Raw genomic sequence first — 23,634 nt, 5'->3', positions numbered from 1 at the left:
ATGCGCCTGATCATCGTCAGCGGTCGCTCGGGCTCGGGCAAGAGCACCGCCCTCGATGTACTTGAGGACAACGGTTTCTACTGCATCGACAACCTGCCGGCCGGCCTGCTGCCGGATCTTGCCGAGCGTTTCCTGCCGCATAGCGACATGCTGCTGCCGCAGGTGGCCGTCTCCATCGATGCACGCAACCTGCTGAGCCAGCTCAAGCGTTTCCCGGAACTGCTCGACGAAGTGCGCAAGCGCAACATCCGCTGCGACGTGCTGTATCTCGACGCCGAAGACGAAACCCTGCTCAAACGCTTTTCCGAAACCCGCAGACGCCACCCGCTGACCAACGACAACCGCTCGCTGGCCGAGGCCATCGCTTACGAAAGCCAGCTGCTGGCACCGATCACTGACCGGGCCGATCTGAAGATCGACACCACCCGCCTGAATCTCTACCAGCTGCGCGACACGCTCAAACTACGCCTGCTGGGCCAGACGCAGACCGGTACCGCCTTTCTCGTCGAATCCTTCGGTTTCAAACGTGGCATGCCGGTGGACGCCGACCTGGTGTTCGATGCGCGCTGCCTGCCCAATCCCTACTGGAAGCCGGAACTGCGCGACCACTCCGGGCTGGATCAACCGGTGATCGACTACCTGGCCGCGCAACCGGAGGTCGAGGAGATGTATCAGGACATCCTCGCCTACCTGGAAAAATGGCTGCCACGCTTCGCCGCCAGCAACCGCGCCTATGTCACCATCGCCATTGGCTGCACCGGTGGCCACCACCGCTCGGTGTACCTGGCCAACCGCCTGAGCCAGGCACTCAAAGACTCGCTGAAGAACGTCCAGGTGCGTCACCGCGACCTCAGCTAAGGAATCCTGCCGCGATGCCAGCACGTGAAATCACCATCATCAACAAACTTGGTCTGCATGCCCGTGCTGCTGCCAAGTTCGTCGGTGTAGCGAGCACCTACCCCTGCCAGGTGCGCATCGGCCGCAGCGCCGAAAGCCTGGTAGACGGCAAGAGCATCATGGCGGTAATGATGCTGGCTGCCGGCAAGGGCACCAATGTGCACCTGCTGACCGAAGGCGAGCAGGATCACGAGGCGCTCGCTGCACTGGTCGGCCTGATCGAGAATTACTTCGACGAAGGTGAGTAGAAAGCCTTGGAGGGCCGTGTGCACGTCTCCCGCTACGCCAAGGCCGTATCCAGCACCATCATCAGACAGAAGCCCAGCACCAGCGCCAGACTGGCATCGCCTGCATGACCACTGCCATGTGCTTCGGGAATGATTTCGTGGATCACCGCGAACAGCATCGCCCCCGCAGCCAGCGCCAGCCCCCAGGGCAACAGCATGTGCGAAACCCCGACCAGCCAGGCGCAGAGCACCGCGAACAGCGGTTCGACCAGGCCTGACGCCGCACCGATCATTACCGCCTTGCCGCGTCCCATCCCGGCACTGGCCAGCACCAGGGCGACGATCAGGCCTTCCGGTACGTCCTGCAGGGCGATGCCGATCGCCAGGCCATCGGCGCCACTCAAGCCCGCTCCCGCTGCCACGCCAACCGCCATGCCCTCGGGTACGTTGTGCAACATGATGGCGATGACGAACAGCAGTGTGCCAGGCGTCAGAGCGCCCCGTTGCAGTTCGGCCGCGCCGACGCTCTGCCGTTGCGCCAGCACGCGGCCCAACCCCAGCAGGGCGGCGGCGCCCAGCAGCAGGCCAATACTGGCCAGAGCCCCGGCGCCCCAGGCCGTGAAACCCTGCTCACCGGCCACCTCGAGCGCCGGTACCAGCAGGGAGAACACTGTCGCGGCCAGCATCACACCGCCACCGAAGCCCAGCAGCCTGTCGCGCCAGCGCCCAGACAGCTCGCCCATGAACAGCACCGGCAAGGCACCGACCGCCGTGCCGGTGGCGCACAGCAAGCCGCCCTGCAACGCCCGTAGCAATTGTGGCTGAACCGTCTGGTCGATCAGCACGGCAACCTGGATGAACAGCAGCAGACTGCCACACAGCACAATCACGCCGCCGAACAGATAGCGCAAAGCCCGGCCATTGAGGCCGGGCAAGGAAGTGAGCAAGGTTCGCATCGTGTTCGCTATCCGCCTGTTCAGCTCAGGGCCTGTCGGTATCGGCGCGCCACTTCGTCCCAGTCGATGACGTTGTAGAAGGCGCCGATGTATTCCGGCCGGCGGTTCTGGTAGCGCAGGTAGTAGGCATGCTCCCAGACGTCCAGCCCCAGGATCGGTGTGTTGCCATGCATCAATGGGCTGTCCTGGTTGGCGCTGCTTTCCACTACCAATGTCCTCTGCGGCGTCACGCTGAGCCATGCCCAGCCGCTGCCGAAACGGCTCAGCGCGGCTTTGGTAAAGGCCTCCTTGAACGCCGCAAAACCACCCAGCTCGGCCTCGATCGCCACTGCCAGTTCGCCAGCGGGCTCGCCCCCTCCGGAAGGCGACATGACCGTCCAGAACAGTGTGTGGTTGGCGTGTCCCCCACCCTGGTTGATCAATGCCGCGTGCAGGCTTGGCGGCATCTCGTCCAGGCGGATCAGCAGGTCTTCCACCGGTACTTCTGCATAAGACGTTCCCTCCAGTGCCGTGTTCAGATTGTTTATGTAAGTCTGATGGTGCTTGCTGTAGTGGATTTCCATGGTCTGCGCATCGATATGCGGTTCCAGGGCATCGTAGGCGTAAGGCAGTGGCGGCAGGCGATGAGGCATGAGCGTTCTCCTTCAGTGATAGTAGCGGCCATGACCGGCTGGATTGACGGTGGGTCGTTGCCAGGCATGGCGCTGCGAAGCGCCAAGCAAGCGGTCGGTGCGCGGGAAAGCACCGTGCTCGCTGATGAACTGCAACAGCTCCACGTAGGTACGGCGGCTGTGGTGCAGGGCGATCTCGCGCAGCGCCTGCGGCCGCTGGCTGTCGGCCAGGGTCTGGAGCAGGCGCTCGTGGCTGGCGCAGAGGTTTTCCGCGGCTTCCTCCGGTTGCCCCAGCGCCAGGTGCAGATCGGCCAGGTTGTGATGAGAAATCACAAAGGCCGCCACCGCCATGTTGTGATCAGGCCAGCGCCCGAACATCACCTGAGCCTCTGCCAGCGCCTGCAGGTAGAGCTCACGAGCCCGTACCCAGTCGCCCTCGGAGAAACAGCGGTTACCGGCTTCGATGGTGGTTTTCCAGTGCTCCATGACAGACCTCCTGATGAGAGCCTTTCCACGCTCTGCCGCCTCGACCTGCGCGTGCCAATGACGTGCACGGACTGCATGGCCGAACCTGGCGCGTGAACAGACACCGAAAAGAAAGCGGCTCAGAGGCCGCCTTCGGTGAGTTTTTCCGGATTGAGCAGTTGCTCGAGTTGCGCTCGCGACAGATCGGTGTGCTCCAGCGCCACCTCGATGATCGGCCGGCCCTCGCGGTAGGCCTGCTTGGCGATGTCGGCGGCCTTGAGATAGCCGATCAGCGGATTCAGCGCCGTGACCAGGATCGGATTGCGCTCCAGCGCCTCCCTGAGCTTGGGCTGGTTGACCTTGAAGCTGGCGATGGCGCGGTCGGCCAACAGGTGACTGACATTGCTCAGCAGTTGCATGCTGTAGAGCAGGTTGTCGGCGATCAGCGGCAGCATCACGTTCAGTTCGAAGTTGCCGGACTGCCCGGCGATGGCGATGGCCGCGTCGTTGCCGATCACCTGCGCCGCGACCATGGCCGCCGCCTCGGGGATCACCGGATTGACCTTGCCCGGCATGATCGAGGAGCCAGGCTGGAGGGCCTCCAGTTCGATCTCCGCCAGCCCCGCCAGCGGCCCCGAGTTCATCCAGCGCAGGTCGTTGGCGATCTTCATCAGCGAAACAGCCGTGGTCTTGAGCTGACCAGAGACGGCCACAGCGGTGTCCTGCGAGCCGATCAGCGCGAAGAAGTTGCCCGCGGTGGTGAAGTTCACGCCGGTCAGGCCGCCCAGTTCACGGCAGAACTGCTCAGCGAAGCGAGGATGGGCGTTGACTCCGGTACCCACCGCGGTGCCGCCCTGGGCCAGCGCCTGGAGGCTCGGCTGCAGCGCGCGCAGGTGCTCGATATTGGCCTGAATCTGCTGCCCCCAACCGTCCAGCACCTGGCTCATGCGCACCGGCATGGCATCCATCAGGTGCGTGCGGCCGGTCTTGATGTAGGGCTGAACCTCCAGCGACTTGTCGCACAGCACCTTGAGCAGATGACCGAGCGCCGGCAGCAGACGTTCATGCAACTCGATGGCGGCACTGACGTGGATGGTGGTGGGGATGATGTCATTGCTGCTCTGGCCGCAATTGACATGATCGTTGGCGCTGACCTGATCGCCAAGGATGCGGCTGGCCAGGGTGGCGATCACCTCGTTGGCGTTCATGTTGGAACTGGTACCGGAGCCGGTCTGGAACACATCCACCGGGAAATGCGCCATGAAGTCGCCTTCGAGCAACTGCTGGCAGGCCGCAACGATGGCATCGCCCATGGCTGGGTCGAGTTGCTGCAACTCGACGTTGGCCCGCGCGGCAGCCGCCTTGGCCAAAATCAGCGCGCGGATGAAGGGCGCCGGCATGCGCTGCCCGGACACCGGGAAGTTGTTGACCGCGCGCTGGGTCTGCGCACCATAGAGCGCCGTGCTCGGCACCTGCAGTTCGCCCATGCTGTCACGCTCGATACGGAAGTCACCGCGGGTGTCACTCATAGGAATGTCCTTGTGCCGATTCATGGAATGAGAGGGAGGGTTGCAGGCGCAGGGTCGCCAGACGATTGAGCAGGAGGTTCAGGCTGCGCTGACGAGGAAGATCGTTGGCCTGTTGCTGCATGACCCGCAGGGGCCGGTAGGCACGATCCAGGCAGAGGGCACGCCAATGCCAGGGCAATGCCGGGTCACAGGCGGTGTCGAGTAGCAGTTCCAACGTGATGCGCGAGACCCGCCAGGCGTCCAGCCGGCCGCGCTCCACCAGTTGCCGCCCGTGCCATTCGTGGAAATCGAGCAGGCGGGGTTCATCGGGCCGTAGAGCGCAGCGCACGAGAAAGCCCTGCCAATGCCAGCAGTTCAAGCAAGGTGTGAAGAAGGGATAGAACATGGGCGTCCACCTATCAATGAAATGATATTTATTCTCTTTTGAGAAAAATAATCAATACACAGAGTATGTGGACTTTCAGACAGAAACTGCTCCGCCCTCGCCTGAGGCAGGCCGCAGCTTGCGGGATACGCGCGGCCCGCAAGGCCGCGCGTTACTTACTGTCAGAGCATGGCGGCACTCAGCTACCGGCGACGGTCATCTTCTCGATCAGCACCGAGCCGGTGCAGATATTGCCGCGACGCTCGAGGTCACGACCGACTGCAACGACCTGACGGAACATGTCGCGCAGATTGCCGGCGATGGTTACCTCCTGCACCGGGAACTGGATCTCGCCGTTCTCGACCCAGAAGCCCGCCGCGCCACGCGAGTAATCGCCCGTCACCAGATTCAGCCCCTGGCCCATCAGCTCGGTAACCAGCAAACCGCGGCCCATGCGACGAATCAGCGCCTGCTGATCCTCATCGCCATGGGTGACGAACAGGTTGTGCACTCCGCCGGAGTTGGCGGTGCTCGGCAAACCCAGCTTGCGCCCGGAATAGGTGCCGAGCACGTAGGACACCAGCTCGCCCTTTTCCACGAACGGTTTGGCGTAGGTGGCCAGGCCGTCACCATCGAAGGTGGCACTGCCCAGTGCGCGCGGCAGATGCGGACGTTCGTCGAGGCTCAGCCACTCGGGGAACAAGCGCTGGCCGAGGGCACCTTCGAGGAAGGAGGACTGGCGATACAGGTTGCCACCCGAAATCGCCGCCAGCAGGTGGCTGAACAGCCCACCGGCCAGCTCGGCGGCGAACAGCACCGGCACCTCGCAGGTCGGTACCGGGCGCGCACCAAGACGGCTGACCGCACGCTCGGCGGCGCGCTGGCCGATACCCTTGGCATCAGCCAGCAGTTCGCCTTGACGATTGACGTCATACCAGTAGTCGCGCTGCATCTGCCCTTCACCCTCGGCAATCATCACGCAGCTCAGGCTATGGCGAGTGCTGGCGTAACCGCCGACGAAGCCGTGGCTGTTGCCGTATACGCGGCAGCCTTGGTGGGTATTGAGGCTGGTGCCATCGGCGTTCTTGATCCGCTGGTCAGCCGCGAAAGCCGCAGCTTCACAGGCCAGCGCCTGCTCCACCGCCTGCTCCGGGGTGATCGACCAGGGGTGATAGAGATCGAGTTCAGGCAGCTCGCGGGCCATCAGCGCGGCATCGGCCAGGCCGGCGCACTCGTCCTCGCTGGTATGTTTGGCAATCGCCAGGGCTGCCGCCACGGTCTCGCGAATGGCCTCGCTACCGGTGGCCGAGGTGCTGGCCGAGCCCTTGCGCTGGCCCACATACAGGGTGATGCCGAAACCCTGGTCGCGATTGAATTCGACGGTCTCCACTTCGCCTTGGCGCACCGTGGTGGACAGCCCCTGACCAGCCGATACCGCCACCTCGCAGGCACTGGCACCCTGGCGCCTGGCTTCGGCAAGAATGGCCTCGACCTGCTCTTGCAGCACAGGCAAGGCCTGCGGCCCGATGCGTTCTACTTCACTCATAACCACTCCCGATTCTCTTGGCGCAGGCACTCTTTGAACGAAACCCAAGGCCTGCTCTCGACTGCCCGCCCGCGGGCCGGCAGTCACGGTTACTGCTATCATGGCGGCGTTTCCCTCTGGACCCACCCCATGTCTGATTCCTACGACGACTTCTCCCTGGAGAAGAGCAAATCCCAGGTCAAACGCGAACTGCATGCCCTGCAGGATCTTGGCGAGCGACTGACCACGCTCAAGGCGGATCTGCTGGCCAAGATGCCACTGACCGATGCCCTACGCCGCGCGCTCGCCGAAGCGCCGAAACATACCGCCAATGCCGCGCGCAAACGCCACATCCAGTTCATCGGCAAGCTGATGCGCGAACAGGATGTCGACGCGATCGTCGCCATGCTCGACCAGGTGGACAGCTCCACCCGCGAGTACAACGAACGCTTCCATGCCCTCGAACGCTGGCGTGACCGCCTGATCGCCGAAGGCGACAGCGCGCTGGAAAGCTTCGTCGAGCTCTACCCCGAGGCTGACGTCCAGCACCTGCGCGGCCTGGTCCGTCACGCTCAGCACGAAGCCGCGCGCAACAAACCGCCAACCGCCGCGCGCAAGGTGTTCAAGTACATCCGCGAGCTCGACGAAATCCACCGCGGCCTGCGCTGACCCTAGGGTGCGCCATGCGCACCGACTCTTCGCCAGCCGCTGGTGCGCACGGCGCACCCTACTGTTGTCGGCCCTACGCACCAGTGCCGCCGACAGTGATCGCGTCGATCTTCAGCGTCGGCTGACCGACACCGACCGGCACCGACTGACCGTCTTTGCCGCAGGTGCCGACGCCGCTATCCAGCGCCAGATCATTGCCGACCATGGACACCCGGCTCATGGCCTCCGGGCCATTGCCGATCAGGGTGGCGCCCTTGACCGGCGCAGTGATCTTGCCATCCTCGATCAGGTAGGCCTCACTGGTGGAAAAGACGAACTTGCCACTGGTGATGTCCACCTGGCCGCCGCCAAGATTGGCGCAGTAGATGCCCTTCTTCACCGAACGGATGATTTCTTCCGGGTCGCTCTCGCCGGCCAACATGTAGGTGTTGGTCATGCGCGGCATCGGCAGATGCGCATAGGATTCACGACGACCGTTGCCGGTAGCGGCCACACCCATCAGGCGGGCATTTAGCTTGTCCTGCATGTAGCCCTTGAGTACGCCATTCTCGATCAGCGTGGTGCACTGGGTCGGCGTGCCTTCGTCGTCGACGCTGAGCGAACCACGCCGCCCGGCCAGGGTGCCGTCGTCGACGATGGTGCACAGGCTGGACGCGACCTTCTGCCCGACCTGGCCGCTGTAGGCTGAACTGCCTTTGCGGTTGAAGTCGCCTTCCAGGCCGTGACCGACCGCTTCATGCAGCAGCACGCCGGACCAGCCGGCGCCCATCACCACCGGCATGCTGCCAGCGGGTGCAGCGATGGCCTCGAGGTTGACCAGCGCCTGGCGCAACGCCTCGCGGGCATAGCCCATGGCGCGGTCTTCATCGAGAAAATAGCGGTAGTCGGTACGTCCGCCGCCGCCATGGCCACCGCGCTCGCGGCGCCCGTTCTGTTCGACGATGACGCTGACATTGAAGCGCACCAGCGGGCGGATATCGGCGCTGAGGCTGCCGTCGTGGGCCGCCACCAGAATGCGATCCCAGACCCCGGCCAGGCTCACGGTAACCTGCTTGATGCGCGGATCCAGCGCGCGCGTGGCACGGTCGATACGCTGCAGCAATTCAACCTTCTCGGCGCGGCCCATGACGTCCAGTGGGTTGCCTTCGGCATACAACTGGGTCACCTGCGGGCTGACGAAAGCCTGCACACGGCCCTGTTGGCCAGCGCGCGAGATCGAACGCGCGGCCTGGGCAGCTTGCGTCAGGGCATCGAGGCTGATGGCGTTGCTGTAGGCGAAACCGGTTTTCTCGCCAGACTGGGCACGCACACCGACGCCCTGATCGAGATTGAAACTGCCTTCCTTGACGATGCCATCCTCCAGCACCCAGGTTTCCGAAACCTGGCTTTGAAAGTACAGGTCGGCGGCATCGATACCTGGGCCTGCGACTTCACCCAGCACGCTGCTGAGGCTGTCGAACGTCAGGTTGCCGGGCGCAAGCAGGTGCTCGCTGACGGATTGCAACATCGTATTCATGGTCACTCCACAACGATCGGACGCGGTACGTCCGATGAAAAGAATCGGCGGTGCTGCTGCACCGGCATGCGCTGGCGAATGTTCGCCTGCTCGGCGGCATCACGGGGAGCCAGCAAGGCCCCCTCCCCCTGATCCTGCTCGACCAGCACCTGACCCCAGGGGTCGATGATCGCCGAGTGGCCGAACGTCAGACGCTGACCGGGGTGCTCTCCGCCCTGCCCGGCCGCCAGTACATAGCACTGGGTTTCGATGGCGCGGGCACGGGTCAAGACCTGCCAGTGCGCGGCACCGGTCACCGCAGTGAACGCCGCCGGCACGCTGATCAGCTCGGCGCCGGCTTCGCGCAGCGCACCGAACAGCTCAGGGAAGCGCAGGTCGTAGCATACCGTCAGCCCCAGGCGCCCCACCGGTGTATCGGCCACCACGACGCGTTGGCCATGGGCAAAATCATCGGACTCGCGATAACGGCCACGGTTGTCGGCCACGTCGACATCGAACAGGTGCAGCTTGTCGTAACGGGCCACACGCTCACCCTGATCGTCGATCAGCAGTGAGCAGGCGTGCGGTTTGCCGTCAGCATCATCGTCTGGAGGCAGCGGCAAGGTGCCGGCCACTATCCATAAACTGAGGTCACGAGCAGCGCGTTTCAACCAGGGCAGGATCGGCCCCTCGCCCAACGCCTCGGCGCGACCGATGGCAGCCAGGTCGCGGCGGCCCATGGCAGCGAAATTCTCGGGCAGCACGACGAGGCGCGCACCACCCTGTGCGGCACGCTCCAGCATACGGCGAGCCAGACGCAGATTGGTTTGCACGTCGTCCTGGCTGACCATCTGGATTACAGCGAGATTCATGGCAGTACTCATCGGTTCCCGGTGTAACAGCGTACGCCAAGAGGCCACGTCATTGCGGTTTTTCGAAGGGCTTGTCGAAGCTGATCTCCGGGTCCTGCATCGGGCCCTTGACGTCGTACTGCACACTGGCAAAGCGGGCGACCTTGTCACCGAGCAATTTGTCCACCACGAACAGCGCCCCACCAATCGCCGGGGCGCCGACGATCAGCGCCGCCAGCGGCAGGTTGTTGGTCACCGGCAGGGTCACCAGCAGCTTGGCGTCGATGCGCTCGTTGCGCATGTCCAGATTGCCATTGAGCTCCAGGTTGCTCGAAGGCCCGCTTAGGGTGATCGGCTCATGCGTCACGAACAAGCCATTGGTCGCCTGCAGGTTGCCCTTGACCCGATCGTAACTCAGCCCCTTGCCCAGCAGGTCGGAGAAGTCCAGACGCAGGCGGCGGCCAATGGAGTTGAAGTTGAGCAGGCCGAACACGCGTAACGCCTGAGCCGAGCCCTGCACTTCGACGAACTGACCTTTGCGCAGCGAGGCGTCGAGATTGCCGGAGAAGCGCTTGAGCGAGAACCAGGCCGGCGAACCGGGCCAATTGCCGTCGGCGTCCACCCGGAAACTTTCACTGGTGACGCTGGGGGCGAAATCCCAAGCCTTGAGAACATCGCTGAGATCCTTGCCTTGCAGGCGCCCCTTGTACCAACTGCTGGTGTTGCCCGGCGTACCACGCCAACCGGCACTACCGCCGATCTTCAGCCCCTGCAGGTCGAGGTCGAGTTCCTCGAAGCGCACGCCCTGTTCCTCCGGGCGCACCTTGAGCGACCAGGCGCCCAGCACCTTGTCACCGCGCTGCACACGCGCGATGGCGATATCCAGCGCGGGCATCTGCCGAGGGTCGATATCGGCCAGAGGATCAGGAGCATCGCTGGTCTTGGCCGCCTCAGGATCCGGCGCCGGCAGCCGCACGTGCTGCAGATCGATGCGAATAGGCACACCCTCGGCATCAGCCAGCAGCACACGCCCCGCCGCCAGCTCGCTGTCGAGCTGCAAGGCCCAGCCCTGAGTTTCTCGCTCCAGGCCAAGCGTCAACTGCTCGACCTCCTGACCAAAGCCGCGGAAACGCCCGATATCCAGCCGCGCACTACGCAGCAGGCGCTGGCTGTCGGCGTCCACCTTGACCGGATGTTGGGTGCCCAGCTGCTTCCAGGCATCCAGGTCCAGCTCATCCAGACGCCCGCGCACTCGCAGCCCCTGGCCGGGCGGCAGGCCGGCCGCGCCGCCGCCAAGCACCAGTTCACCGCGGCCATCTGCCAGCGCCCCCGGGGGCGCGGCCAGACTCAGGCTGGCCAGCTCGCCATAATTCGCCCAGTAACGACGCTCGCGCCCGGCAAGGGTCATGCGCCAATCGGTATCACGCTCCTGCTGCGCCGTCTTGCCGAAGGGCGCCGGCAGATCGATCGCCACACCGCGCAGGTTGGAATCGACGCGCAGCTTGCTGTCATCGCCATCCAGGGTCAGGCGCAGGCGATAAGGCAGCAGTCCGCTGGCCGGCAGCTTCTGCGGCCCGCCCAGCCACTGGCTGAGGGTATCTACCTGGACCTGTCCACGCAGATCGAACAACGTACGCGCCTGCCCATGTGCGCCCTCGGCGCGGATATTGCCGCGCACCTGGCGCCCGAAGACCTCGGCGCGAACATCCGGCGCGCTGAGCCCGGCTGCGCTGTCGAAGCGAAACGCCCCCTGCACCTTGCTCAGTTGCAGGTCGGGATTAGCCAGTTTGAGGCTGGCGCCCTCGGCGGCGAAGTCCACCACCACACCGGGCGGCTGTCCTTTCTGCAACGGAATATCCAACTGCAAGCGCCCGGCCAGAGGCCCTTCGCCCTGCCAGCCGTCGAAGATTTCCGCTGTTCCCAGTGGTGCCTCCTGCAACAGCTTGATGGCATCACTCAGGCTGCTCTGCACCTCACCATCGAGCTGCAGGCGCGGCGGCTTGCCGTCGTGCAACAGCGGAATATTGGCCACAACATTACTGACTGTGCTTTCCTGCAAGCGCCCGCTCTGCAGACGCACGCGCACTGCATCATCCTCGATCAGCACCTCACCCACGCCCTCGCGCAGCGACGGCCAACCGGGCTGGAAGGCCAGCTCGGCATCCTTGACCTTGAAGAACAGGCTGAGGCTGCGTGCGCCCAGCGAGGCCCCCTTGTTCAGCGAGCCCTGATACTGGAAGTAGCCTTCTTCGACGTGCCCCGCGCGGATCGCCGTTTTCAGCCAATGATCGAGCTCGGCGCTCATGCCGGGCGCGCGGCTCGGCAAGTACTTCTCGGTGTAGGACGCGTCGCCGTCGCGCATACCGACGCGCAAGTCCATGTAGTCCTCAGCCTCGGGATCGCGCAGCAGGCGGATCAGCATGTCACCGGCGACCTGGCCCTCCTCGCCGTCGACGCGCATGTAGGGGCTGTACAAGGTCAGGCCGGTTTCACTCCAGTCCCAGCTCAAGCGCGCCTGGGCATGGCGATAGCGCCAGGGCTTGGGGAACAGTTGATCCAGATGCAGGGCGAAATTCTCGCTGTTCAGGCGCAGCTCACCCTGGAACATATTGCCCGAGGCACTGCCACTGACGTTCTCGGCAGCCGGCGCACCGTGATAGGCCTGAATGCCCACCCTGTCCAGATTGGCGGCGAACTGCAGGCGCTCGGCGCCTTCACGTTGCGGGTAATAGTCGAGCAGCAGGTTGTTGACCGCGCCCACCGGAGCCAGCGCGACCAGGACATCGCGTGCAGCATCGGGCATCGGCACCAATGCCTGCACCAACGGCGCCCAGGCAGCGAGGTCGAGGCGATCGGCGCTCAGCGCCCAACGCTCGTCAGCCTCGCCCACGTCCTTCTGATTCAGGTTCAGGTGTAGCTCGCCGATGCGCTGCTCACCATGGGTCAAGGCCAGGGAGTCGATCTGCGCACGCACGCCCTGCTTGTCTTGAATGAAGAAGGCGTTGAAGGCCAGGTCCTTGAGCGTCACTGCTTCATGCTTGGCCTGGCCGCCGGCCAGCTCGGGGGCATGCAGACGCAAGGCGCCCTTGTCCAGGACCAGACCACGACCCTCCAGCCACAGCTCACCGCCAGCCTGCAGACGCTGTAGCTGCCAGTCACCGAGCAGCGATCTCGGCAGCCAGGCAGCCCAGTCGCTCTGCGGCAAGCTCAAATAGAGTTCGGACTCGGCCTCGCGCCAACTCTCAGGCTGCATCCGTGTGCGCAAGCGCAGCGCCACCGGTTGACCGTCGGGCAGCAGCAAGCGGCCGTCGAGGCGCTGGCTGTTACTGCCGTAACGCAAGCTCAGATTGACGTAGCTGAGCAACAGCGGCGCCTGATCGAGCGGCTGCAGCACCACACGACTGTCGAGCAGACTGATGCGGTGCACGATCTGCAACTGCTCCAGTAGCTGTTCGACATTCAACTCGGGACCGCTGCGTTGTGGCATCCCTTGCAACTGCCAGCCACCTTCAGCGTTCTGCTGCACGTTCAGCTGCAGACCATCGAACTGCAGGTGGGCGATGCGCGGTTGGCGTGCCAGCAGGCTGCCGCCGACGTCCGGCACCAGTCGCACGCGCTCCAGGCTCAGACCTTCCCCCTCGCTACCCAGACGCACATCATGCGCCTCCAGCACCGGGGCAAACCCATGCCAGCGCCCCTCGAGACGGCCGATACGCACCGGCACGCCCAACTGCGCACTGGCGCGATCCTCCAGCTCGAGGCGGTATTCGGCCACCAGCGGTACCAGTTCACGACCCAGGCTGACGTACAGCGCCGCCAGCACCAGCAAGGCGGCGCACAGCCCCAGCCCCCAGCGCAGCAGCGCCGAGAACAGGCGCGCCAGGGTATTCACCCGGGTGCTGGCGGTGCTCAGAGCAGCACCACGTCGTACTGTTCCTGGGAATACATGGTTTCCACCTGGAACTTGATGGTACGCCCAATGAATGCTTCCAGATCGGCGACGTTGCCCGACTCTTCATCGAGCAGGCGATCGACCACCTTCTGGTTGGCCAGCACGCGATAGCTTTCCGCCTGGTAGGCGCGGGCTTCGCGCAGAATCTCGCGGAAGATCTCGTAGCAGATGGTCTCCGGCGTCTTCAACTTGCCGCGCCCCTGACAGGCACTGCACGGCTCGCAGAGAATCTGCTCGAGGCTCTCGCGTGTGCGCTTGCGGGTCATCTGCACCAGACCAAGCTCGGTGATGCCGATGATGTTGGTCTTGGCATGATCGCGTTCGAGCTGCTTTTCCAGGGTGCGCAGTACCTGGCGCTGGTGCTCTTCGTCTTCCATGTCGATGAAGTCGATGATGATGATGCCGCCCAGGTTGCGCAGACGTAGCTGGCGGGCAATGGCCGTGGCTGCCTCGAGGTTGGTCTTGAAGATGGTTTCTTCGAGGGTGCGATGGCCGACGAAGGCGCCGGTGTTGACGTCGATGGTGCTCATCGCCTCGGCGGGGTCGACCACCAGATAACCGCCGGACTTCAGCGGCACCTTACGCTCCAGTGCGCGCTGGATTTCGTCCTCGACACCGTACAGGTCGAAGATCGGCCGCTCGCCAGGATAGTGCTCGAGACGATCGGCGATCTCCGGCATCAATTCGGCGACGAACTGCGTGATTTTCTGGAAGGTTTCCCGCGAGTCCACGCGAATCTTCTCGGTCCGCGGGCTGACCAGGTCACGCAGGGTACGCAGCGCCAGGGACAGATCCTCGTAGATCACCGTGGGCGCCTTGCAGTTCTGGATCTGCGCACCGATCTGGTCCCAGAGGCGGCGCAGGTAGCGGATGTCGATCAGAATTTCATCAGCGCCTGCGCCCTCGGCAGCGGTGCGCAGGATGAAGCCGCCGGCCTCCTCGATGCCTTCGGCGGCGACGCAATCGGCGACCACCTGCTTGAGGCGCTCGCGCTCTGCTTCGTCTTCGATCTTCAGGGAAATACCGACATGACTGGTGCGTGGCATGTACACCAGATAACGCGAAGGGATCGACAACTGAGTGGTCAGACGCGCCCCCTTGCTGCCGATAGGGTCCTTGGTGACCTGCACCACCAGGCTCTGCCCTTCGTGCACCAGGGCGCTGATCGGCTCCACCGCAGTGCCCTCGCGAGTGGAAATCTCGGAAGCATGAATGAAGGCCGCACGCTCCAGGCCAATATCGACAAAGGCTGCCTGCATACCTGGCAGCACACGCACCACCTTGCCTTTGTAGATGTTGCCGACGATGCCGCGCTTCTGCGTGCGCTCGACGTGCACTTCCTGCAGCACGCCGTTTTCCACCACCGCCACGCGCGACTCCATCGGCGTGATATTGATCAGAATCTCTTCGCTCATGCATCCATCCTGGTGATCATGCCGGCCGGGCTACTGCACCGCCCCGCGGACTCAAGCTTTCGGGCACGTCCAAAAAACTACCTATGCTGCCACCGCCTGGGGTCTTAGCGCGGCCCTTGCGCCGGCAACTGCCAGCAGGCAATACCAAATTCGCCAAGCAGCTCTGCAGTTTCGCACAGCGGTAGACCGACCACTGCCGAATAGCTGCCCTGCAAGCCGCTGACGAACACGGCTGCCAACCCCTGGATACCATAACTGCCCGCTTTGTCACATGGCTCGCCGCTGGCCCAGTAGGCCTCGATTTCCGCCTCGCTGATAGGACGAAAGCTCACGTCGCTGCTGACCACTCGCGCCGCCTCGCGGCCACCACCGACCAACGCCACGGCTGTCAGCACCTGATGGCTGCGCCCGGACAGGGCCTGCAGCATGGCGCGCGACTCATTGAGGTCCGCCGGTTTGCCAAGAATGCGTCCATCGAGCACCACAGCGGTGTCGGCGCCCAACACCACGGCATCGACACGCCCGCCCAAGGCGAGCAGACCGGCGCGCGCTTTGTCACGCGCCAGACGCTCTACATAGGCTGCTGGCGGCTCATCTGGCAATGGGGTTTCGTCTATCGAAGCGATTTGCGTGACGCAAGGCACAGCGATCTGAGCCAGCAATTCACGGCGACGGGGCGAGGCGGAGGCCAGAAACAGCTCGGCCATGCGGGTATCTCCCTTGCGAACCGCGGCCAGCCGTGCGGCAGGCCGCGTTCAGTTGACGTTGAGGCGCAGGTGCAGACCGCGCAGGATGGCGCAGATCCAGGGCCACAGCAGAGCGCTGACCAGTGCCGGCAGGACGAAGGCCAGGGTTGGCGGACGACTACCGGTCAGGGCGTTGAGCCACAACTGAACCAGCTGGGCGAGACCGAACACCACCATCAGCACCATGCTCTGCTGCCACATGGGGAACATGCGCAGGCGCTGGTGCAGACTCAGCACCAGAAAGGTGATCAGGGTGAGGATCAAGGCGTTCTGCCCAAGCAGGGTGCCGAACAGCACGTCCTGCGCCAAGCCAAGAATCCAGGCGGTGGTCATGCCGACGCGATGCGGCAGGGCCAGTACCCAATAGGTGAGAATCAAGGCGACCCACAGCGGGCGACCGATCTGCATGAACTCGGGCAACGGCGAAACACTGAGCAACAAACCGAGCGCCAGGCTCAGCCAGATCACCCAGCCGTTACGGGGCTGTACGCCAGCCATCAGTTGCTCTCCTGTGCGGGGGCGTCAGCGGCCGGTGCGTCAGCTGCGGGCTCGCCATTGCGCGCCTGCTCGGCTTCGCGGTCGGCGGCTTCCTGAGCCTCGGCGGAATCGTTGGCGCGCTCCTCGGGCGTGCGCCGGTCGGAGAACACCAGCAGCAGATAACGGCTGCGATTGAGCGCAGCGGTCGGTACGGCACGGACGATGGCGAAAGGCTGGCCGGAGTCATGAATCACTTCCTTGACCGTGGCCACCGGGTAGCCGGCCGGGAAGCGCTGGCCCATGCCGGAACTGACCAGCAGATCACCCTCCTTGATATCGGCGGTATCGGCGACGTGACGCAGCTCCAGGCGCTCCGGATTGCCGGTGCCGACGGCGATGGCACGCAGGCCGTTGCGGTTGACCTGTACCGGGATGCTGTGGGTGTTGTCGGTGAGCAACAGCACGCGCGAGGTGTAAGGCATGATCTCGACCACCTGGCCCATCAGCCCGCGCGCATCGAGCACCGGCTGCCCGAGGAACACGCCATCCTTCTCGCCCTTGTCGATCAGGATGCGGTGGGTATAGGGATTGGGATCGACGCCGATCAGCTCACCGACCAGCACTTCTTCGTCCACCAGCGCGGCGGAGTTGAGCAGTTCGCGCAGACGCACGTTCTGCTCGGTCAGCGCTGCCAGCTTCTGCAGGCGACGCTGCAGCAGCAGAGCCTCGGCCTTGAGCTTCTCGTTCTCGGCCATCAGTTCGCTGCGCGAGGAAATCTGCTGAGTTGCCCCATCCCAGACGCGTACGGGCACATCGGCCAGCCAATAGAAAGGCGTGAGCACCAGCCCCATCTGGCTGCGCAGCGGCTTGAGCGTCTCGAAGCGGGCATCGACCACCATCAGCACCGCCGACAGTACGGCAAATACCAGCAGACGAATGCCCAGCGAGGGACCTTTGGCGAAGAGCGGCTTAATGACCTGCTCCTCGTGCGCCACAGGGGCGAAAAGCGCGCGAATTCATGCGAAAGGCAAACCGGTCAGGCGGAGGTTGGGCCGAGTGTACTGCAATGCTCGAATATGCGCGTGCCGCCCGAAGGCGGCACGACAGCGAGCCACTAGCGAACCCCTTACTCGGTGGAGAGCAGGTCCATGGCGTGGCGATCCATCATTTCCAGGGCCTTGCCGCCGCCACGGGCGACGCAAGTCAGCGGGTCTTCGGCGACGATCACCGGCAGACCGGTTTCCTGGGAGAGCAGCTTATCCAGGTCGCGCAGCAGCGCGCCACCACCGGTCAGCACCAGGCCGCGCTCGGCGATGTCCGAGGCCAGCTCGGGCGGCGATTGCTCCAGCGCACTCTTGACCGCCTGGACGATGGTCGCCAGGGATTCCTGCAGCGCTTCGAGCACTTCGTTGGAGTTGAGGGTGAAGCTGCGCGGTACGCCTTCAGCCAGGTTGCGGCCGCGTACGTCGACTTCACGGATCTCGCCGCCCGGATAGGCGGTGCCGATTTCCTGCTTGATGCGCTCAGCGGTACCTTCACCGATCAGCGAACCGTAGTTGCGGCGTACGTAGGTGATGATGGCTTCGTCGAAACGGTCGCCACCGACACGGACGGATTCGGCATAGACCACGCCGTTCAGGGAAATCAGGGCGATCTCGGTGGTACCACCGCCGATATCGACGACCATCGAGCCACGGGCTTCCTCGACCGGCAAGCCGGCACCGATGGCAGCGGCCATCGGTTCTTCGATCAGGAACACTTCGCGTGCACCGGCGCCGAGCGCCGATTCACGAATGGCGCGACGCTCGACCTGAGTCGACTTGCACGGCACGCAGATCAGCACGCGCGGCGACGGCTGCAGGAAGCTGTTCTCGTGAACCTTGTTGATGAAGTACTGCAGCATCTTTTCGCAGACGCTGAAGTCGGCAATCACACCGTCTTTCATCGGGCGGATGGCGGAGATATTGCCAGGCGTACGACCGAGCATGCGCTTGGCATCGGTGCCGACAGCCACGACACTTTTCTGATTGCCATGGGTACGAATCGCGACCACAGACGGCTCGTTCAGGACGATACCGCGCTCGCGCACATAAATAAGGGTATTGGCAGTGCCCAGATCGATCGACAGATCGCTGGAAAACATGCCACGCAGTTTCTTGAACATTAGGAAGGGACCCTAGGCAACGCGTGGGTGAAGGCCAGGCGCGCAAAACGCGCAGGTAAAAAGTGCGGCAAACTCTAACAACGGCAGGGATTTTGAGCAAGGCGGCAATATGGTAGATTGCCTGTTTTTCCGGGCCTTGTAGCTGCACATCGCGGCCTTTGACCGCTGGCTCGCGACATCCGTTCCCTGCAGCCCTTCTGTCACACTTCCACTGGAGAACCCCCGATGGCGCTTGAACGCTCCGAGGTGGAAAAAATCGCCCACCTGGCCCGCCTGGGTCTGAATGACGGCGATATTCCGCAAACCACCGAGACCCTGAACAGTATTCTCGGCCTGATCGATCAGATGCAGGCGGTCGATACCCAGGGCGTCGAACCCCTGGCCCACCCGCTGGAAGCGACCCAGCGCCTGCGTGCCGACGTGGTCACCGAGCGCAACCAGCGCGACGCCTACCAGGCCATCGCCCCGGCCGTGGAAAGCGGCCTGTACCTGGTTCCCAAAGTCATCGAGTAAGGAAAGCCTTCCGCCATGCATCAATTGACCCTGGCCGAGATCGCCCGCGCGCTCGCCGACAAGCAATTCTCCGCTGAAGAGCTGACTCAGAGCCTGCTGGCGCGCATCAATCAGCTCGACCCACAGCTCAACAGCTTCATCACCGTCACTGAAAATCTGGCCATCGCACAGGCCAAGGCCGCTGACGCCCGCCGCGCTGCCGGCGAAAACAGCCCGCTGCTCGGCGCCCCGATCGCCCACAAGGACCTGTTCTGCACCGAAGGCGTGCTGACCAGTTGCGCCTCGAAGATCCTCACCGGCTTCAAGGCGCCCTACGACGCCACCGTAGTGGAAAAACTCAAGGCCGCCGGCACCGTCACCCTCGGCAAGCTGAATATGGACGAGTTCGCCATGGGCTCGGCCAACGAATCCAGCCACTACGGCCCAGTGAAAAATCCCTGGGATCTGACCCGTGTACCGGGCGGCTCGTCGGGTGGCTCGGCTGCTGCTGTAGCCGCACGCCTGTTGCCAGCGGCCACCGGCACCGACACCGGCGGTTCGATTCGCCAGCCGGCTGCACTGACCAACCTCACCGGCATCAAGCCCACCTACGGTCGCGTCTCGCGCTGGGGCATGATCGCCTACGCCTCCAGCCTCGATCAGGGTGGCCCGCTGGCCCGCACCGCCGAGGACTGCGCCCTGCTGCTCGGCGCCATGGCCGGGTTCGACGCCAAGGATTCGACCAGCGTCGACCAGCCGGTCGATGATTACCTGGCAGCGCTGAACAAGCCGCTTGCCGGCCTGCGCATTGGCTTGCCGAAAGAATACTTTGCTAAAGGTATCCCCATCGCTGAGGAAGCAATCGATGCATTAGGTCTTCATTACGGCGACCTTCAAGCCGGCCTGGATGCACGCATCGGTGAGAAGGTGATGGCCGTGGTCGAAGAGCTGAAAAAGCTCGGCGCTACCGTCAAGGACATCTCACTGCCGAACATGCAGCACGCGATCCCGGCCTATTACGTGATCGCGCCAGCAGAAGCCAGCTCCAACCTGTCGCGCTTCGACGGCGTGCGCTTCGGCTATCGCTGCGAAAACCCGAAAGACCTGCAGGATCTGTACAAGCGCTCGCGCGGCGAAGGCTTCGGCGCCGAGGTCAAACGCCGGATCATGGTCGGCACCTACGCGCTGTCCGCCGGTTACTACGATGCCTACTACATCAAGGCCCAGCAGATTCGCCGGCTGATCAAGAACGACTTCGTCGCCGCCTTCAAGGAGGTCGACGTGATCCTCGGCCCGACCACGCCGAACCTGGCCTGGAAGCTCGGCGAGAAGAACGCCGACCCAGTGTCCGCCTACCTGGAAGACATCTACACCATCACCGCCAACCTGGCCGGCATCCCCGGCCTGTCGATGCCGGCCGGCTTCGTCGATGGCCTGCCGGTGGGCGTACAGTTGCTCGGCAACTATTTCCAGGAAGGTCGTCTGCTCAACGTCGCGCACCAGTACCAGCAGGTCAGCGACTGGCATAAACACGCACCCAAAGACTTCTGAGCCATGGCGTAGCCATGCGCCCCATTCCCCTCTCCCGCCGGGAGAGGGTGGCGCGAAGCGCCGGGTGAGGGCCGCACCGCACAGACCGTACGCCATACAGGATTGAGGAACAGTAAAGATGCAATGGGAAACCGTGATCGGGCTCGAGATTCACGCTCAGCTCAGCACCCAGTCGAAGATTTTCTCGGCCAGCGCCACCACCTTTGGCGCCGAGCCCAACACCCAGGCCAGCCTGGTCGACCTCGGCATGCCCGGCACCCTGCCGGTGCTGAATGCCGAAGCCGTGCGCATGGCCTGCCAGTTCGGCCTGGCGATCAACGCCGAGATTGCCGAACGCAACGTCTTCGCGCGCAAGAACTACTTCTACCCGGACCTGCCCAAGGGCTACCAGACCAGCCAGATGGATCACCCCATCGTCGGCAAGGGCTTCCTCGACATCACCCTCGAAGACGGCACCGTCAAGCGCATCGGCATCACCCGTGCGCACCTGGAAGAGGACGCTGGCAAGAGCCTGCACGAAGACTTCCACGGCATGAGTGGCATCGACTTGAACCGCGCCGGCACGCCGCTGCTGGAGATCGTTTCCGAGCCGGACATCCGTTCGGCCAAGGAAGCCGTGGCCTATGTGAAGGCCATTCACGCACTCGTCCGTTACCTGGGCATCTGCGACGGCAACATGGCCGAAGGCTCGCTGCGCTGCGACTGCAACGTGTCGGTGCGCCCGAAGGGCCAGGCCGAATTCGGCACCCGCGCCGAGATCAAGAACGTCAACTCCTTCCGCTTCATCGAGAAAGCCATCAACCATGAAGTGCAGCGCCAGATCGAGCTGATCGAGGACGGCGGCAAGGTGGTGCAGGAAACCCGCCTGTACGATCCCAACAAGGATCAGACCCGCTCCATGCGCAGCAAGGAAGAAGCCAACGACTACCGTTACTTCCCCTGCCCGGACCTGCTGCCGGTGGTGATCGAGCGCAGCTTCCTCGACGAACTGCACGCCGGCCTGCCCGAGCTGCCGCCGCAAAAGCGCGAGCGCTTCGAAAGCCAGTTCGGCCTGTCCAGCTACGACGCCAGTGTGCTCAGCGCCAGCCGTGAGCTGGCCGATTACTTCGAGGCAGTGGAGAAGACCTGCGGCGATGCCAAGCTGTCGGCCAACTGGGTGATGGGCGAGCTGTCCAGCCTGCTCAACAAGGAAGGCCTGGAGATCGAGCAGTCGCCGGTGTCCGCCGAGCAACTGGGCGGCATGATCCTGCGCATCAAGGACAACACCATCAGCGGCAAGATCGCCAAGATGGTTTTCGAAGCCCTGGCGGCCGGTGAAGGCGCCAGCGCCGACGAGATCATCGAGAAAAAGGGCCTCAAGCAGGTCACCGATTCCGGCGCCATCGAGGCGATGCTCGACGAAGTGCTGGCCGCCAACGCAGAGCAGGTCGAACAGTACCGCGCCAGCGATGAAGCCAAGCGCGGCAAGATGTTCGGCTTCTTCGTCGGCCAGGCCATGAAAGCCTCCAAGGGCAAGGCCAACCCGGGGCAAGTGAACGAACTGCTGAAGAAGAAGCTCGAAGGCTGAGCCAGGCCGGCTCGCTTACGCTAGCTGCAATGACGCCGGGCCCGCCCGGCGTTTTTCATGGAGACCGCGAATATGACGATGCGTAGCCCGGATGCAATCCGGGAACCTTCACTGCCCCGGATTGCATCCGGGCTACAGACATGGGCACTGCTCGGTGCACTCGCCCTGCTCGGCGGCTGCTCTACCTTCGGCGGCGGCACAGGCAGCAGCGAAACCGGCAAGGCCTCCTATTACGGTGACCGCCACCACGGCCAGCGCACCGCCAGCGGCGAACGCTTCGATCAGAACGCGCTGACCGCCGCGCATCGCACCCTGCCGTTCGGCACGCGGGTACGGGTAACCAACCTCAACAACGAGCGCAGCGTGGTGCTGCGCATCAACGACCGCGGCCCCTTCGTGCGCGGTCGCGTCATCGACGTTTCCCGCGCCGCTGCCGTGCGCCTCGACATGCTGCGCGCAGGCGTGGTGCCGGTCAGGGTCGAGACGCTGGACTGAGGAACAATTGGCAACAAAATCTTTCTGCCGCCCCTGGCGGCCAATAATGCCATCGCTACACTAGCCGCACTTTTTTCGGAGCTACCCTGCAATGACCCTGATGACCTATGTCTACCTGATCGCCGGCCTGGTGCTGCTGGTTGCCGGCGCCGAGGTATTGGTACGTGGCGCCGCCAAGCTGGCCGCACAGTTCGGCATTCCGCCACTGGTAATCGGCCTGACCGTGGTGGCCTTCGGCACCAGCGCGCCGGAAACCGCAGTCAGCGTGCAGTCGGCACTCAATGGCAGCGGCGATCTGGCCATCGGTAACGTGGTCGGCAGCAACATCGCCAACGTGCTGTTGATTCTGGGCGTGACCGCCCTGGTCGCACCGCTGGTCGTCTCACGCCAGCTCATTCGCCTTGATGTGCCCATCATGATCGGCGCCAGCCTGGTCACCTTCGGCCTGGCCTGGGATGGTGAACTGAGCCGTTTCGATGGTGCCTTGCTGTTCGCCGGCGTGCTGGCATACACCGGTTTCCTGATCTACAGCGCGCGCAAGGACAAGGGTGGCGACGATGACGAGTTCGCCAAGGAATTCGGTCTCAACGAGGCACCCAAGCCCTATGCCTGGGCGATCAACCTGGGCCTGATCATCGCCGGTCTGGTACTGCTGGTGGTGGGATCCAACTTCCTGGTCGAAGGCGCCGTGACGCTTGCACGAGCACTGGGGATTTCGGAACTGGTCATCGGCTTGACGGTTGTCGCTGTCGGCACGTCGCTGCCGGAATTGGCCACTTCGATCCTGGCTGCCATCAAAGGCGAGCGCGATATCGCCGTGGGCAATATCGTCGGCAGCAACATCTTCAACCTGCTCTGCGTGCTGGGCCTGGCCTCGATGGTTGCGCCAGCCGCCATCGCAGTATCGCCCAACGCCCTGGCCTTCGATTTCCCGGTGATGATCGCTGTAGCCATCGCCTGCCTGCCGATCTTCTTCAGCGGCTACCGCATCAACCGTTGGGAAGGCTTGCTGTTCCTGGGCTACTACGTGGCCTACACCCTGTATCTGGTGATGTTCAGCACGGGCCGACCGCTGGCTCAGACCTTCGGTGACGCGATGATCGGCTACGCACTGCCGCTTACCGCCATCACCCTGGTGATCATCGCCGCGCGTGCCTGGCACAGACAACGCGGCGAACAGGTGTGA

Annotated in this window: 22 protein-coding genes; 8 read left to right on the top strand and 14 right to left on the bottom strand. The window is 63.9% G+C overall.

What is annotated here, in order from left to right; translation table 11 throughout:
* Complete coding sequence (rapZ, locus tag BLT86_RS23965) at positions 1-858, top strand: RNase adapter RapZ (RefSeq protein WP_017678919.1); 858 nt, start codon at positions 1-3, stop codon at positions 856-858.
* Between the two features lie 14 nt (positions 859-872).
* Positions 873-1,145 (top strand): HPr family phosphocarrier protein, encoded by a 273-nt coding sequence (locus BLT86_RS23960; RefSeq protein WP_021488067.1) that lies wholly within the window; start codon positions 873-875, stop codon positions 1,143-1,145.
* A 32-nt stretch (positions 1,146-1,177) separates the two neighbouring features.
* Here the strand turns inward: BLT86_RS23960 and BLT86_RS23955 are convergent, their stop codons facing one another.
* From BLT86_RS23955 to pmbA, 6 genes are all read right to left on the bottom strand, one after another.
* Positions 1,178-2,080 carry a ZIP family metal transporter gene (locus BLT86_RS23955; RefSeq protein WP_092380046.1) on the bottom strand — a complete coding sequence of 301 codons (903 nt, stop codon included), beginning with the start codon at positions 2,078-2,080 and terminating at the stop codon, positions 1,178-1,180.
* 20 nt (positions 2,081-2,100) lie between these two features.
* Positions 2,101-2,712 carry a superoxide dismutase gene (locus tag BLT86_RS23950; RefSeq protein ID WP_021488065.1) on the bottom strand — a complete coding sequence of 204 codons (612 nt, stop codon included), beginning with the start codon at positions 2,710-2,712 and terminating at the stop codon, positions 2,101-2,103.
* 12 nt (positions 2,713-2,724) lie between these two features.
* Positions 2,725-3,177, bottom strand: a complete 453-nt coding sequence (locus tag BLT86_RS23945; RefSeq protein ID WP_045734130.1) for a tetratricopeptide repeat protein — start codon at positions 3,175-3,177, stop codon at positions 2,725-2,727.
* Positions 3,178-3,296: 119 nt separating this feature from the next.
* Positions 3,297-4,685 carry a class II fumarate hydratase gene (locus BLT86_RS23940; RefSeq protein ID WP_092380044.1) on the bottom strand — a complete coding sequence of 463 codons (1,389 nt, stop codon included), beginning with the start codon at positions 4,683-4,685 and terminating at the stop codon, positions 3,297-3,299.
* The gene (locus tag BLT86_RS23935; RefSeq protein ID WP_045734129.1) at positions 4,678-5,070 is read right to left on the bottom strand and encodes a hypothetical protein; all 393 of its coding nucleotides are present in this window, start codon (positions 5,068-5,070) and stop codon (positions 4,678-4,680) included. Before BLT86_RS23935 ends, BLT86_RS23940 begins: the two co-directional genes overlap by 8 nt.
* Positions 5,071-5,248: 178 nt before the next feature.
* A complete protein-coding gene (gene pmbA, locus BLT86_RS23930; RefSeq protein WP_092380041.1) occupies positions 5,249-6,595 on the bottom strand; it encodes a metalloprotease PmbA in 1,347 nt (448 codons plus the stop codon).
* A gap of 129 nt (positions 6,596-6,724) precedes the next feature.
* On the opposite strand from pmbA, the gene yjgA reads away from it, so the two are divergent.
* Positions 6,725-7,243 carry a ribosome biogenesis factor YjgA gene (yjgA, locus tag BLT86_RS23925; RefSeq protein ID WP_045734127.1) on the top strand — a complete coding sequence of 173 codons (519 nt, stop codon included), beginning with the start codon at positions 6,725-6,727 and terminating at the stop codon, positions 7,241-7,243.
* A gap of 73 nt (positions 7,244-7,316) precedes the next feature.
* On the opposite strand, the gene tldD is transcribed toward yjgA, so the two are convergent.
* From tldD to mreB, 8 genes are all read right to left on the bottom strand, one after another.
* Positions 7,317-8,759 (bottom strand): metalloprotease TldD, encoded by a 1,443-nt coding sequence (gene tldD / locus BLT86_RS23920; protein WP_021488060.1) that lies wholly within the window; start codon positions 8,757-8,759, stop codon positions 7,317-7,319.
* Positions 8,760-8,761: 2 nt separating this feature from the next.
* Positions 8,762-9,610: a carbon-nitrogen hydrolase family protein gene (locus BLT86_RS23915; RefSeq protein ID WP_004424798.1), complete on the bottom strand. Its 849-nt coding sequence runs from the start codon at positions 9,608-9,610 to the stop codon at positions 8,762-8,764.
* A gap of 49 nt (positions 9,611-9,659) precedes the next feature.
* Positions 9,660-13,481, bottom strand: coding sequence for a YhdP family protein (locus BLT86_RS23910; protein ID WP_092380038.1), 3,822 nt, complete (start codon positions 13,479-13,481; stop codon positions 9,660-9,662).
* Between the two features lie 17 nt (positions 13,482-13,498).
* Positions 13,499-14,956 carry a ribonuclease G gene (rng, locus tag BLT86_RS23905; RefSeq protein WP_021488057.1) on the bottom strand — a complete coding sequence of 486 codons (1,458 nt, stop codon included), beginning with the start codon at positions 14,954-14,956 and terminating at the stop codon, positions 13,499-13,501.
* A 104-nt stretch (positions 14,957-15,060) separates the two neighbouring features.
* Positions 15,061-15,663 carry a Maf family protein gene (locus BLT86_RS23900; protein ID WP_045734125.1) on the bottom strand — a complete coding sequence of 201 codons (603 nt, stop codon included), beginning with the start codon at positions 15,661-15,663 and terminating at the stop codon, positions 15,061-15,063.
* A gap of 48 nt (positions 15,664-15,711) precedes the next feature.
* Positions 15,712-16,200 (bottom strand): rod shape-determining protein MreD, encoded by a 489-nt coding sequence (gene mreD, locus BLT86_RS23895; RefSeq protein ID WP_004424808.1) that lies wholly within the window; start codon positions 16,198-16,200, stop codon positions 15,712-15,714.
* Positions 16,200-17,153, bottom strand: coding sequence for a rod shape-determining protein MreC (gene mreC / locus BLT86_RS23890; protein WP_164092092.1), 954 nt, complete (start codon positions 17,151-17,153; stop codon positions 16,200-16,202). The genes mreD and mreC overlap by 1 nt, the downstream gene beginning before the upstream one ends.
* A gap of 152 nt (positions 17,154-17,305) precedes the next feature.
* Positions 17,306-18,343: a rod shape-determining protein MreB gene (gene mreB / locus BLT86_RS23885; RefSeq protein ID WP_045734124.1), complete on the bottom strand. Its 1,038-nt coding sequence runs from the start codon at positions 18,341-18,343 to the stop codon at positions 17,306-17,308.
* A gap of 225 nt (positions 18,344-18,568) precedes the next feature.
* On the opposite strand from mreB, the gene gatC reads away from it, so the two are divergent.
* The 5 genes from gatC to BLT86_RS23860 all read left to right on the top strand — a co-directional run bounded on the left by gatC (position 18,569) and on the right by BLT86_RS23860 (position 23,634).
* Positions 18,569-18,856, top strand: coding sequence for an Asp-tRNA(Asn)/Glu-tRNA(Gln) amidotransferase subunit GatC (gatC, locus tag BLT86_RS23880; RefSeq protein ID WP_045734123.1), 288 nt, complete (start codon positions 18,569-18,571; stop codon positions 18,854-18,856).
* A gap of 15 nt (positions 18,857-18,871) precedes the next feature.
* Positions 18,872-20,386: an amidase gene (locus tag BLT86_RS23875; RefSeq protein WP_092380035.1), complete on the top strand. Its 1,515-nt coding sequence runs from the start codon at positions 18,872-18,874 to the stop codon at positions 20,384-20,386.
* 118 nt (positions 20,387-20,504) lie between these two features.
* Positions 20,505-21,953 (top strand): Asp-tRNA(Asn)/Glu-tRNA(Gln) amidotransferase subunit GatB, encoded by a 1,449-nt coding sequence (gatB, locus tag BLT86_RS23870; RefSeq protein WP_092380034.1) that lies wholly within the window; start codon positions 20,505-20,507, stop codon positions 21,951-21,953.
* Positions 21,954-22,025: 72 nt separating this feature from the next.
* Positions 22,026-22,448, top strand: coding sequence for a septal ring lytic transglycosylase RlpA family protein (locus tag BLT86_RS23865; RefSeq protein ID WP_092380031.1), 423 nt, complete (start codon positions 22,026-22,028; stop codon positions 22,446-22,448).
* A 91-nt stretch (positions 22,449-22,539) separates the two neighbouring features.
* Positions 22,540-23,634: a calcium/sodium antiporter gene (locus tag BLT86_RS23860; protein WP_092380029.1), complete on the top strand. Its 1,095-nt coding sequence runs from the start codon at positions 22,540-22,542 to the stop codon at positions 23,632-23,634.

The sequence above is a fragment of the Pseudomonas sihuiensis genome (genome assembly GCF_900106015.1).
GTDB lineage: Bacteria > Pseudomonadota > Gammaproteobacteria > Pseudomonadales > Pseudomonadaceae > Aquipseudomonas > Aquipseudomonas sihuiensis.
The sequence above is the reverse complement of the archived record's forward strand: the minus strand, read 5'-3'. Positions and strand labels throughout refer to the sequence as shown.

Excerpts from the sequence above, each read along its gene's own strand:
- rapZ (WP_017678919.1), top strand. The coding sequence starts at position 1 with ATGCGCCTGATCATCGTCAGCGGTCGCTCGGGCTCGGGCAAGAGCACC.
- BLT86_RS23960 (WP_021488067.1), top strand. The coding sequence starts at position 873 with ATGCCAGCACGTGAAATCACCATCATCAACAAACTTGGTCTGCATGCC.
- BLT86_RS23955 (WP_092380046.1), bottom strand. The coding sequence starts at position 2,080 with ATGCGAACCTTGCTCACTTCCTTGCCCGGCCTCAATGGCCGGGCTTTG.
- BLT86_RS23950 (WP_021488065.1), bottom strand. The coding sequence starts at position 2,712 with ATGCCTCATCGCCTGCCGCCACTGCCTTACGCCTACGATGCCCTGGAA.
- BLT86_RS23945 (WP_045734130.1), bottom strand. The coding sequence starts at position 3,177 with ATGGAGCACTGGAAAACCACCATCGAAGCCGGTAACCGCTGTTTCTCC.
- BLT86_RS23940 (WP_092380044.1), bottom strand. The coding sequence starts at position 4,685 with ATGAGTGACACCCGCGGTGACTTCCGTATCGAGCGTGACAGCATGGGC.
- BLT86_RS23935 (WP_045734129.1), bottom strand. The coding sequence starts at position 5,070 with ATGTTCTATCCCTTCTTCACACCTTGCTTGAACTGCTGGCATTGGCAG.
- pmbA (WP_092380041.1), bottom strand. The coding sequence starts at position 6,595 with ATGAGTGAAGTAGAACGCATCGGGCCGCAGGCCTTGCCTGTGCTGCAA.
- yjgA (WP_045734127.1), top strand. The coding sequence starts at position 6,725 with ATGTCTGATTCCTACGACGACTTCTCCCTGGAGAAGAGCAAATCCCAG.
- tldD (WP_021488060.1), bottom strand. The coding sequence starts at position 8,759 with ATGAATACGATGTTGCAATCCGTCAGCGAGCACCTGCTTGCGCCCGGC.
- BLT86_RS23915 (WP_004424798.1), bottom strand. The coding sequence starts at position 9,610 with ATGAATCTCGCTGTAATCCAGATGGTCAGCCAGGACGACGTGCAAACC.
- rng (WP_021488057.1), bottom strand. The coding sequence starts at position 14,956 with ATGAGCGAAGAGATTCTGATCAATATCACGCCGATGGAGTCGCGCGTG.
- BLT86_RS23900 (WP_045734125.1), bottom strand. The coding sequence starts at position 15,663 with ATGGCCGAGCTGTTTCTGGCCTCCGCCTCGCCCCGTCGCCGTGAATTG.
- mreD (WP_004424808.1), bottom strand. The coding sequence starts at position 16,200 with ATGGCTGGCGTACAGCCCCGTAACGGCTGGGTGATCTGGCTGAGCCTG.
- mreB (WP_045734124.1), bottom strand. The coding sequence starts at position 18,343 with ATGTTCAAGAAACTGCGTGGCATGTTTTCCAGCGATCTGTCGATCGAT.
- gatC (WP_045734123.1), top strand. The coding sequence starts at position 18,569 with ATGGCGCTTGAACGCTCCGAGGTGGAAAAAATCGCCCACCTGGCCCGC.
- BLT86_RS23875 (WP_092380035.1), top strand. The coding sequence starts at position 18,872 with ATGCATCAATTGACCCTGGCCGAGATCGCCCGCGCGCTCGCCGACAAG.
- gatB (WP_092380034.1), top strand. The coding sequence starts at position 20,505 with ATGCAATGGGAAACCGTGATCGGGCTCGAGATTCACGCTCAGCTCAGC.
- BLT86_RS23865 (WP_092380031.1), top strand. The coding sequence starts at position 22,026 with ATGACGATGCGTAGCCCGGATGCAATCCGGGAACCTTCACTGCCCCGG.
- BLT86_RS23860 (WP_092380029.1), top strand. The coding sequence starts at position 22,540 with ATGACCCTGATGACCTATGTCTACCTGATCGCCGGCCTGGTGCTGCTG.